General features: G+C 75.2%; 5 protein-coding genes and 1 pseudogene. 4 read left to right on the forward strand and 2 right to left on the reverse strand.

From position 1 onward, the window contains the following. Nucleotides 1-904, forward strand: a pseudogene (locus EDJALFJO_RS34710) (hypothetical protein); the annotation flags it as partial. Nucleotides 905-942: 38 nt separating this feature from the next. After that, nucleotides 943-1,251, forward strand: a complete 309-nt coding sequence (locus tag EDJALFJO_RS31600; RefSeq protein ID WP_088290605.1) for a hypothetical protein — start codon at nt 943-945, stop codon at nt 1,249-1,251. 24 nt (nt 1,252-1,275) lie between these two features. Here EDJALFJO_RS31600 and EDJALFJO_RS31605 read toward each other — a convergent pair whose 3' ends face one another. Further along, nucleotides 1,276-1,944, reverse strand: coding sequence for a DUF3558 family protein (locus EDJALFJO_RS31605; protein WP_143448903.1), 669 nt, complete (start codon nt 1,942-1,944; stop codon nt 1,276-1,278). A 214-nt stretch (nt 1,945-2,158) separates the two neighbouring features. Between EDJALFJO_RS31605 and EDJALFJO_RS31610 the strand changes: the two genes are divergently transcribed. Both EDJALFJO_RS31610 and EDJALFJO_RS31615 read left to right on the forward strand, forming a co-directional pair. Further along, entirely contained in the window at nt 2,159-7,666 is a 5,508-nt protein-coding gene (locus tag EDJALFJO_RS31610; protein ID WP_088290607.1) for a carboxyl transferase domain-containing protein, read from the forward strand. Between the two features lie 135 nt (nt 7,667-7,801). After that, entirely contained in the window at nt 7,802-8,386 is a 585-nt protein-coding gene (locus EDJALFJO_RS31615; RefSeq protein WP_088290608.1) for a hypothetical protein, read from the forward strand. On the opposite strand, the gene EDJALFJO_RS31620 is transcribed toward EDJALFJO_RS31615, so the two are convergent. Next, nucleotides 8,365-10,710 (reverse strand): bifunctional diguanylate cyclase/phosphodiesterase, encoded by a 2,346-nt coding sequence (locus EDJALFJO_RS31620; RefSeq protein ID WP_088290609.1) that lies wholly within the window; start codon nt 10,708-10,710, stop codon nt 8,365-8,367. The genes EDJALFJO_RS31615 and EDJALFJO_RS31620 overlap by 22 nt on opposite strands. Between the last annotated feature and the right edge of the window lie 14 nt (nt 10,711-10,724).

The raw sequence follows: 10,724 nt of genomic DNA on the forward strand, positions 1-10,724 counted from the left end.
CGCCCCGACCGCGCCGACCGCCCCGCTCGCCCCCGTGCACCCGCTGCACGCGGCCCCGCAGGACGCCGTCAGCCGGATCGGCCAGCCGGTCGCGCTCGTGGCCCCGCCGTCGCAGCGCACCCCGGTGCCGCCGCTCGTGCCGGCGACCCCGCCGAGCGTGCAGACCACCCGCGGCCTGCTCGTCGCGCTCGGGGCGGACGACGACGAGCCGTACGAGCCGGAGTCGACGGACCACGACGGCTCGACCGACCTGCAGGTGAGCGCCGACCGTCGCGCGCTGCGCCGGCTCGGCGTCCCGGCCTCGTGGACCCGCCGCTACAAGGGCCCCGACCGGTTCTCCGGCGTGCTCCGCATGCTCGACCGGCTCCCGACCTCGGACATCGACCCGGACACCCGGATCGTCGCGGTCGTCGGACCGGCCCCGCTCGTCGCGCTCGAGGCGCACCGGACGGCGCTCGACCTCGCGATCGACGACCGGCCGCGCCCCGTCGTCGTCGTGCCGCCGCGCCCGGGCCAGGCCCGCCGGGCCGCGATCGCGCGGGCCCAGAAGCTCACCGCCGGGGTCGTCGCGATCGCCACCGAGGACGACGTCGAGGGGCTGCTCGACACCCTCCAGGCCGTCGGGGCCGGTGCCGTCGTCGCGGTCGTGGAGGCCGGCCGCGGACCCGTCGCGACGGCTGCGTGGCTGGAGTCGCTCGACACCGTCGACGCCCTCGTCGTGGAGGGCGCGGCAGGCGTCCCCGACCCGGCCGCCGTCCTCCAGCTCGACCTGCCGGTCGTCCGGCTGGACGGCATCCCGGTCGACCGGGTCACCTGGTCGGCCCTGCTCTGCGCCCGGATGATCACCTCGCTCGGGCTCGACCCGGTCACGGACCGGCCGTCCGCCCGGCCCGCCGCCCGCTGAGGCCGCAGCCTCGGCGCGCAGTCACGAAAGGGACGTCGATGGACAACATCCGCTGGGGCGTGATCGTCGGGGCGCTCGTCTCCGGCCCCACGCTGTGGTCGCTCGTCTCGGGCGGCGACCTCGACGCCGGTACGGCGCTCGTCCGGTGGGCGGCGGTCGTCGCGGTGTGCACCCTCGGGGTCGCCGGGCTGCGCCGGATCGTCGCCGACTACGAGGCCCAGGCGGCGGCCGACGCGCTCGCAGCCGAGGAGGCGCTCGCGGCCTCCAGGGCCGAGCGGGTCGTGCTCGAGGGCACCCCGCTGCCGGCCGACGTCCCGCCGCCGCCGGTGACCCGGCCGGGCCTCTAGCGACGTCGGGAGGGTCGGCCAGCGCTATCCGGTGGCTCGCCGGTGGGCCGACTCCAGCGCAGTCTCGACCTTCTCGACAGGCAGCGGCTCGTCCAGTCCCTTGACGTTCGCGACCATGACGGACGTGTACGTGCCCTCGCTGCACATCTGGCCTGAGACGGCGCTCGGATCCTCGAGCGTCGGAAGCACGTTGACCACCGAGGTCCTGCCCGGGGCGACACCTTGCAGCTCGACCAGCCGGGAGAACATCGCGCACGCTTCGACGGCGTCGAGGCGCTGCCCTCCGGCGACGATCCTGCCTCCCTCCCGCAGCTTCTCGAGGCCCTCGTCGTCGGTGATGAGGTTCGACGCCTCCACGAGCCGCAGCAGCTCCGGCAAGGACTGCGCCCACTGCGACGCAGGGGCCGAGGCCGCCTGCACGAAGCCACCGTCGGCCGTGGGCCACTTGCACAGGGGCATCCCCCCAGTGGCGCCGGGCGAAGGCTTCCCCACAGGCCGGCCCGCGAGAGTCGCCCGCTCCGCCGAGGACAGCAGGTCGCACGGAGCAACCGCTCCCGCCGACGCGCTCGCGGAGGGCGCCGACGAGGACGAAGCGGACGTGCCGCCCACCGCGGTCGAGGCGGACGTCTGCGGGTCTGTCGACGCACAGCCGGCGACCAGGACGCAGAACGCTACGGCGGGGAGCATGCGCATCGTGCGATGCTGCCACACCGCGCTCCCCGCGGCGGGGCGCCCCTAGCCCGAAGGCGGTACCCCCGACGGCGTTACTCGCGGGTACGTGCGATGGTGACGCGGGTCCCCCTGGTGCGATCGCTCACTCCACGCGCACGCCTGCTCTTCGGCTGGCGCGTGGTCGCGTCTAGGGTTGCCTGGACCTGTCCACCTGCGGTCGAGGAGCGGAGGCGACGTGCTTCGTCGAGTGGCGATCGTGAACCGGGGCGAGGCGGCCATGCGCCTCGTCCACGCCGTGCGTGAGCTCAACGCCCGGCACGGTACGGCGATCGAGACGATCGCCCTCCACACCGACGGCGAGCGCGCGGCGATGTTCGCCCGCGAGGCGGACCACACGTACAACCTCGGCCCTGCGTCCGAGCGGCCGTACATCAACCACGCCGTCCTCGAGCGGGCCCTCGTCGAGACCGGCGCGGACGCCGCGTGGGTCGGCTGGGGCTTCGTCGCCGAGGACGCGGAGTTCGCCCGGCTCTGCGCCCGGATCGGTGTCGTGTTCGTCGGCCCGAGCCCGGACGCGATGGAGGCCCTCGGCGACAAGATCGGCGCCAAGCTCATCGCCGAGCGGGTGGGCGTGCCGGTGGCGGCCTGGAGCGGTGGCGCGGTCGACGACCTCGACGCCGCCAAGGAGAACGCCCGGCGGATCGGCTACCCGCTCATGCTCAAGGCGGCCGCGGGCGGCGGCGGCCGCGGCATCCGCGTCGTCACGAGCGACGCCGAGCTGGAGAACGTCTTCGCCCGCACCCGCGACGAGGCGCAGCGCGCCTTCGGCAGCGGCGTCGTCTTCCTCGAGCGGCTCGTCACGGGCGCGCGGCACGTCGAGGTGCAGATCATCGCCGACGGCCAGGGCACGGCCTGGGCGCTCGGCGTCCGGGACTGCTCGGTGCAGCGCCGCAACCAGAAGGTCATCGAGGAGTCGGCGTCCCCGGTCCTCGGCCCGGACCAGGTGCGCCAGGTCAAGGAGTCCGCGGAACGGCTCGCCCTCGAGGTCGGCTACCGCGGCGCGGGCACCGTCGAGTTCCTCTACCAGCCGTCCGAGCGGTCCTTCGCCTTCCTCGAGGTGAACACCCGGCTCCAGGTCGAGCACTCGGTCACCGAGCTCGTCACCGGCACCGACCTCGTCGCGCTGCAGCTGCACATCGCCGCCGGCGGCCGGCTCGAGGGCACCGCCCCGCTCGAGAACGGGCACGCCGTCGAGGCCCGGCTCAACGCCGAGGACCCGGACCGCGACTTCGCCCCCGCTCCCGGCCGGATCGCCCTGCTCCGGCTGCCGCTCGGCCCGGGCGTCCGGGTCGACACCGGCGTCGCCGAGGGCGACACGATCCCCGCCGACTTCGACTCGATGATCGCCAAGGTCATCGCCTACGGCCCGAGCCGGGACGTCGCGCTCGCGCGGCTGCGGCGCGCGATGGCCGACACCACGGTCGTCATCGAGGGCGGGACGACGAACAAGTCGTTCATCCTCGACCTCCTCGACGCCCCCGAGGTCGTCGACGGCAGCGCCGACACCGGCTGGATCGACCGCGTCCGGACCACCGGCGGGCTCGTCAACCACCGCGACGCCGGGGTCGCCCTCGTCGCCGCCGCGATCGACGCGTACGACGACGCTGAGCGCACCGAGCGGCTGCGGTTCTTCGCCACCGCGCACGGCGGCCGCCCGCAGGCCCGGCACGAGGTCGGCCGAGCGTTCGACCTCAAGCTGCGCGGGACGGCGCACAAGGTCGAGGTCGCCCAGGTCGGCCCGCGCCGCTACCGGGTCAGCGTCGACGGGCTCGGCACCGACGCCGAGGTCGAGGACCAGGGCGAGTACGCCGCCCGGCTCGTCGTCGGGGACCGCTCCTTCCGGGTCGTCACCGCCACCCACGCCGCCGACCACCTCGTCGAGATCGACGGCGTCGTGCACCGGGTGACGAAGGACGAGGGCGGCGTCGTCCGCTCGCCCGCGCCCGCGCTCGTCGTGTCGTGCCCCGTCGCCCCGGGCGAGGAGGTCGCGCAGGGCGCACCGGTCGTCGTCCTCGAGTCGATGAAGATGGAGACGGTGCTCGTCGCGCCGTTCGCCGGGCGGATGCGCGAGCTGCTCGTCTCGGCGAACGACCAGGTCGGGGCCGGCCAGCCGCTCCTGCGGCTCGAGCCCGCCGGCGACGGCGAGGCCACCCCGGCCGAGCGCCGCGTGGAGCGCATCGAGCTGCCGGAACCGGCGGGGGCCAGGTCCCCGGCGGACCGTGCGCTCACGTGCCTGGCCGACCTGCGCAGCCTCATCCTCGGGTTCGACCTCACCTCGGACGACGGCCGCGCCTGCGTCACCGGCTACCACACCGCCCGCGCGGAGGCCGCCCCGGACGACGCCCGGCTCGTCGACGGCGAGCTCGACGTGCTCTCGGTCTTCGCCGACCTGTGCGACCTCACCCGCAACCGGCCGGGCGCCGAGGACTCCGGCGACGAGCAGGTGCACAGCCCCCGCGAGTACTTCCACGTCTACCTGCACTCCCTCGACGTCGACCGGGAGCGCCTCCCGCAGGGCTTCCGGGACCGGCTCACCCGGCTCCTCACGCACTACGGCGTCGACTCCCTCGACCGCTCGCCGCGCCTGGAGGAGGCGGTCTTCCGCGCGTTCCTCAGCCAGCAGCGCGCCGGCTCGCACCTGCCCTTCGTGGCCGCGCTCCTCGAGCGCTGGCTCACCGAGGACACCCCGGTGGGGTCGACGGACGCGGCCGTCCCGGAGCGGGTCGAGCACGCCCGCGAGGTGCTCGACCGGCTCGTGCTGGCTACCCAGCTGCGCTACCCGCTCGTCGGCGACCTCGCCCGCAGCGTGCGGTTCCGGTGGTTCGAGGCACCCGTCGTCGAGGCGGCCCGGCAGCAGGCCTTCGCGGCCGTCCGGGAGCGCCTGGGGTACCTGTCGAGCAACCCGGGCACCGAGGACTTCGAGCGCACCGTCGAGGAGCTCGTCGCGAGCCCGGAGCCGGTGACCCGGTTCCTCGCGGAGCGGATCGCGACCGGGATCTCCGCCCCCGAGCCGCTCCTGGAGGTGCTCGCCCGGCGGCACTACCGGGAGTACACCCTCCACGACCTGACGACCCGGGTCGTCGACGGCCGTCCCCTGGTCACCGCCGACTACACGCTCGACAAGCGGCCGACCCACCTCGTGACGACGGTCGCGGCGATGTCCGAGCTGGACGACGTCGCACGGCTGCTCGACGACGAGGTCGAGGCCGCACCCGCCGGGCACGAGAGCGTGGTCGACCTCTACCTCGCGTGGCCGCAGGCCCCGGCCCGGGTCGAGGACAGCGTCGAGGCGCTGCGCGAGCGGCTCGGCAAGCTGCGGTTCGCCCGCAAGGTGCGCCGGGTCGCGGTCGCCGTCGCGGGCGGCGCGGACGGCAAGCAGGTGCAGCGGTTCACCTTCCGGCCCTCGCCGGACGCCACCCTGCCGGTCCTCGAGGACACCCTCGTCCGCGGCCTGCACCCGATGGTCGGCCGCCGCCTGGACCTGTGGCGGCTGCGCGACTTCGACCTGACCCGGCTCCCGTCGGCGGACGACGTGCTCCTCTACAAGGCCGTCGCACCGGACAACCCGAGCGACGTCCGGCTCATCGTGCTCGCCCAGGTGCGGGAGCTGTCGATCATCCGGGACGCCGACGGCAAGGTGGCCTCGCTGCCGCAGGCCGAGCGGGCCGTCGCGGGCTGCATGGACGCGATCCGGCGGGCCCGGGCCACGCTGCCCGGCGGCACCCGGCTCGACATGAACCACGTGTGGCTCTACATCTGGCCGGTCATGGACGCCCCGGTCCAGGAGCTCACCGCCCTCAAGCGGGTCGTGGCACCGCTCACCTCCGGCGCCGGCGTCGACGAGATCGTCGTCCAGGGCCGGGTGACCGGCCCCGGCGGGGCGGTCATGGCCGTCTCGGCACGGTTCTTCTACCAGCCCGGGTCCGGCGTGGTCGCGACCGTCAGCGGCCCGCCCGAGGACCGGCTCAAGCCGCTCGACGACTACGCGCAGAAGGTGCTGCGCTCACGCCGGCGCGGCACGGTCTACCCGTACGAGATCGTCCCGCTCATCGCCGGCAAGGGCGGCACCTTCGTCGAGCACGACCTCGACGACGACGGCCGCCTCGTCCCCGTCGAGCGCCCCCCGGGCCGCAACCGGGCCGGCATCGTCGCCGGCGTCGTCCGGACGCCGAGCACCCGGCACCCCGAGGGGATGGCGCGCGTCGTCCTCATGGGCGACCCGACGAAGGCGCTCGGCGCGGTCGCCGAGGGCGAGTGCGCGCGGATCTGCGCCGCGCTCGACCTCGCGCAGGAGATGTCGGCGCCCGTGGAGTGGTTCGCGCTGTCCGCCGGCGCCCGGATCTCCATGGACTCCGGCACGGAGAACATGGACTGGGTCGCCCGCGGGCTGCGGCGGATCATCGAGTTCACGCAGGACGGCGGGGAGATCAACGTCGTCGTCACCGGCATCAACGTCGGCGCCCAGCCGTACTGGAACGCCGAGGCGACGATGCTCATGCACACCAAGGGCATCCTCGTCATGACGCCGGACAGCGCCATGGTGCTCACCGGCAAGACGAGCCTGGACTACTCCGGAGGCGTCTCCGCCGAGGACAACTTCGGCATCGGCGGCTACGACCGCGTCATGGGCCCGAACGGGCAGGCGCAGTACTGGGCGCCCGACCTGGCGAGCGCCGTCGGCGTGCTCTTCCAGCACTACGACCACGCCTACGTCACCCCGGGCGAGGTGTTCCCGCGGCCGGCGGCGACGACCGACCCGCGCGACCGGAGCATCCTCGACTACCCGCACGACGTGCCGGACAGCGACTTCAAGGTCGTCGGGGACATCTTCTCCCCCGACACGAACCCGGAGCGCAAGAAGCCGTTCGACATCCGCGCGCTCATGCGCTCGGTCGCCGACACCGACCACCCGACGCTCGAGCGCTGGGCCGGCATGGCGGACGCCGAGACGTCGGTCGTCTTCGACGCGCACCTCGGCGGGCACCCGGTGAGCCTGCTCGGCATCGAGTCCCGGCCGATCCCGCGCCGCGGCTTCCCGCCGAGCGACGGGCCGGACACCTGGACGGCGGGCACGCTCTTCCCCCGCTCGTCGAAGAAGACGGCGCGCGCGGTGAACGCCGCGAGCGGCAGCCGGCCCCTCGTCGTCCTCGCGAACCTGTCGGGCTTCGACGGGTCGCCGGAGTCGATGCGGATGCTCCAGCTCGAGTACGGCGCCGAGATCGGCCGCGCGGTCGTCAACTTCGACGGCCCGATCGTCTTCTGCGTCGTCTCCCGCTACCACGGCGGCGCGTTCGTCGTGTTCTCGAAGACGTTGCACGACAACATGACCGTGCTCGCGGTCGAGGGCTCGTTCGCCTCGGTCATCGGCGGCGCACCGGCGGCCGGCGTCGTCTTCACGGGCGAGGTCGACAACCGGACGGCGGCCGACCCGCGGGTGCGTGCCGTCGAGGCCCAGCTCGCCTCCGCCGAGGAGATCGAGCGCGCCCGGCTGCGGGCCGAGCTCGCGGAGCTGCGGGCCGCGGTGCGCTCGGAGAAGCTCACCGAGGTCGCCGGCGAGTTCGACGCGGTGCACTCGATCGAGCGCGCGGTGAAGGTCGGCTCCGTCGACGCGGTGATCCCGGCGGCCGAGCTGCGGCCGCGGCTCATCGCGGCCGTCGAGGCCGGGCTCGCCAAGGGGCGCTGACACCGGTCTGCGGCAACCCCGCAGGCCTGCGACAAGCCACCGGCACCGGGACGCCGCGGACGCATCGTCCGCGGCGTCCCGTGCGTCTGTCCCTGCACAGGGCGGCCGCCGCGACCGTCCGCCGGGGAGCGTGCCATGCCCGCAGCGCAGCACGAGCTCGAGGACGTCGAGCGCCGGGGGTTCACGGTGCGCCCCGGGGCATTGACGGCGACGCAGGTGCACGCGTGGACGGCGGTCCTCGACCGGGCCCAGACCCGGCGGCCGGCCCGCGGCGTCGCCGAGCCCGGCCGCCGGCTGCACCTGCCGCGCGAGGCTGCCGGCGACCCCGCGCTCGCGGACCTGCTGCGCAGCAACGGGTCCGGCCTGCGCTGGGCCCTGCTCTGCCGGCAGCTGCAGCTGCGCGTGCCCCGGCTGCTCGTCCGGGCGGTGCCGGACCCGGCACACCCGTGGCGGCACGGGCCGGTGCACTGGCTCACCGACGTCACCGCGGCCGAGCACGCGACGATGCTCGCGACACCGTCCGGGCACCGGCTCCCGCCGGGCCGGCCGGGCCCCGCCGCGGCCGGCGTCTTGCTGGGCCCCGGGGACGCCCTCCTCCTCGACCGACGCACCTGGCCCGGCGGCCCCACCGGGCGGGGCGGGCCGTTCCGGACGATCCTCCTGCTCGGTCCGGGCGGCGGCCCCGACGCGGACGACGATCAGGTCGCGGCGGGCACCTGACCGGCCGCGGCCCCGCCGCGCCGCGGCCGCACGACCGGCAGCGGCGCGACCGATGACGTGCCGCCCGGCAGCACCGCCGGTCGCGGGCCGTCGAGCTCCGCGGAGGTCGGCGGCAGCCGGTCGAGCGGCACCGGGCGGCCGTACAGCCAGCCCTGGGCGACGTCGCAGCCGAGCGAGCTGAGCAGGTCGAGGGACTCCTGGGTCTCCACCCCCTCGCCGACGGTCGACAGGCCCAGCGACTGGACCATGCCGAGCAGGCCGGCGAGCAGGTTGCGGTCGGCGTCCGACTGCAGCGCGGCCGAGACGAACGCGCGGTCGATCTTCACGCCGTCCACGGGCAGCCGGCGCAGCCGGGCGAGCGAGGAGTGGCCGGTGCCGAAGTCGTCGATCCACGTCCGGACGCCGAGGTCGCGCATGGTCTCGACGAACGTGACCGCCGCCGCGTAGTCGACCATGACGGCGCCCTCGGTGATCTCGAGGACGAGGCGCTCCCCGGCGACGCCGAGGTCGGCGAGGGTGTCGGCGAGCCAGGCCGCGAGGTCGGGCTCGTAGACGTTGCGCACCGAGAGGTTCACCGACATCTCGACCCCGGCCCACCCGTCGCCGAGGGCGACCAGGTCCTCGAGCGCGCGGCGGATCGCCCACCGGGTGATCCGCTGGATCTCCCCGGAGATCTCCGCGAGCTCGATGAACCGGGCCGGGGCCACGAGGCCGAGCTCGGGGTGCTCCCAGCGGCTCAGCGCCTCGAGCGCGACGACCCGGCCGGTCGCGACGTCGACGAGCGGCTGGTGGTGCAGGAGCAGCTCGTCGTTCGGCACCGCCTGGTAGAGACCGGCCGTGAGCTGCACACGCTCACGCCCGAAGAGGTCGGTCGCGGCGTCGTACCGCTGCGGGGCCGAGCCGTGCTCCTTCGCCTGGTACATCGCGACGTCGGCGCGGCGCATGAGCTCGGCCGCGTCGTCCGCGTCGCGCGGGTGCAGCGAGATGCCGACGCTCGCGCGGACCCGCAGCCGCAGGCCGTCGACCTCGAGCGGCTCGTGGACGACGTCGGCGAGCAGGCGGCCGCGGGACTCGGCCTCCTGCGGGGTCAGGCCGCACGACAGGACGGCGAACTCGTCGCCGCCGAGCCGCGCGACGAGACCGTCGGGGACGGCGGCCGCGAGCCGCCGGCCGATGCCCGCGAGCACCTGGTCACCGGTGGCGTGCCCGAGGGAGTCGTTGATCTCCTTGAAGTCGTCGAGGTCGAGGAGGAAGAGCGCGCACGGCTGGTCGTGCCCGTCCGCCCCGGGGCCGGCGCCGAGCCGTTCCTCGAGGCACTCGAAGAGGTAGCGCCGGTTCGCGAGGCCGGTGAGCTCGTCGTGCCGTGCCTGGTCGTGGAGCAGGCGGGCCATCTCGGCGGCCTCGCGCTGGGCCTCGACCTCCTGCGTCCGGTCGACGAGCACGCCCGCGGAGAAGACCCGACGGCCGCCCCGGTCGTGGACCGTCGTCGCCCGGCTCTCGATCCAGCGCCAGGTGCCGTCCGCGTGCCGTACGCGGCCCACGGCCGGCCGGCCCCGGTCGAGGGCGACGAACTCCCCGAGGTCGTCCGGGTGGACCAGGCCCTCCCAGAACCGGTGCTCGGCGAAGCGCGCCGCCGGGTGGCCGAGGACCCGCTCGACCGCGGCACTCATGACGAACGCGCTGCGGCCCGGGATCTGCTCCCAGAGAGCGATGTCGACGCCCTGCTGCACCAGGCGGTCGCGTTCCGCCGCCCGGCGGGCCCCGATGTTGAGCCGCACGGTCCGCATCATGAAGATCCCGCCGAGGATGCAGAACGCGACGACGACCGGGCCGGCGCCGAGCACGTCGTGGGACCGCGCCCAGGTCAGGGCGACGGCCGCGAGCACCTCGACGTACGCGACGACCGCGGACGCCGGCCGGAAGGTCGCCGCCCAGCCGAGGACGGCGACGGCGCAGAGCAGGACGACGAGCGGCGGCAGCCCGAGCGCCGTGAGCGTGAGCAGGACGGCGCCGTCGACGAGGGCCGCGAGCCAGGCCGCGTCGGGCCGCCGGACGGACCAGCCGTGGGTCGCGGCCTGGCCCACGAGGAGCGCGGCGAGGAGCCGCGCGTCGCCGTCCGGCCCGATGCCACCGCCCCACGCCGCCGGGAACCGGTCCACGACCGCCGCCAGGAGCGCCGCGGCCACCACCGTATGCCGGAACCACCACATGATCCGGCAGAGCTCGAGCTGGCGGCCCTCGTCGCCGCTGTCGGGCGAGCGCATGTCCCGGCGCACGAGGCGCAGCGCCTCGCGGGCCGGGCTCGCACGCCGGGGCCGGGTCACCGTCTGTTCGTCGG

This window comes from Kineosporia sp. A_224 (genome assembly GCF_002198655.1).
In the GTDB taxonomy this organism is placed as follows: domain Bacteria; phylum Actinomycetota; class Actinomycetes; order Actinomycetales; family Kineosporiaceae; genus R-H-3.

Bases quoted from the DNA above. Each gene is read 5' to 3' on its own strand.
- EDJALFJO_RS31605 (WP_143448903.1), bottom strand. From the start codon at position 1,944: ATGCGCATGCTCCCCGCCGTAGCGTTCTGCGTCCTGGTCGCCGGCTGT.
- EDJALFJO_RS31615 (WP_088290608.1), top strand. From the start codon at position 7,802: ATGCCCGCAGCGCAGCACGAGCTCGAGGACGTCGAGCGCCGGGGGTTC.
- EDJALFJO_RS31600 (WP_088290605.1), top strand. From the start codon at position 943: ATGGACAACATCCGCTGGGGCGTGATCGTCGGGGCGCTCGTCTCCGGC.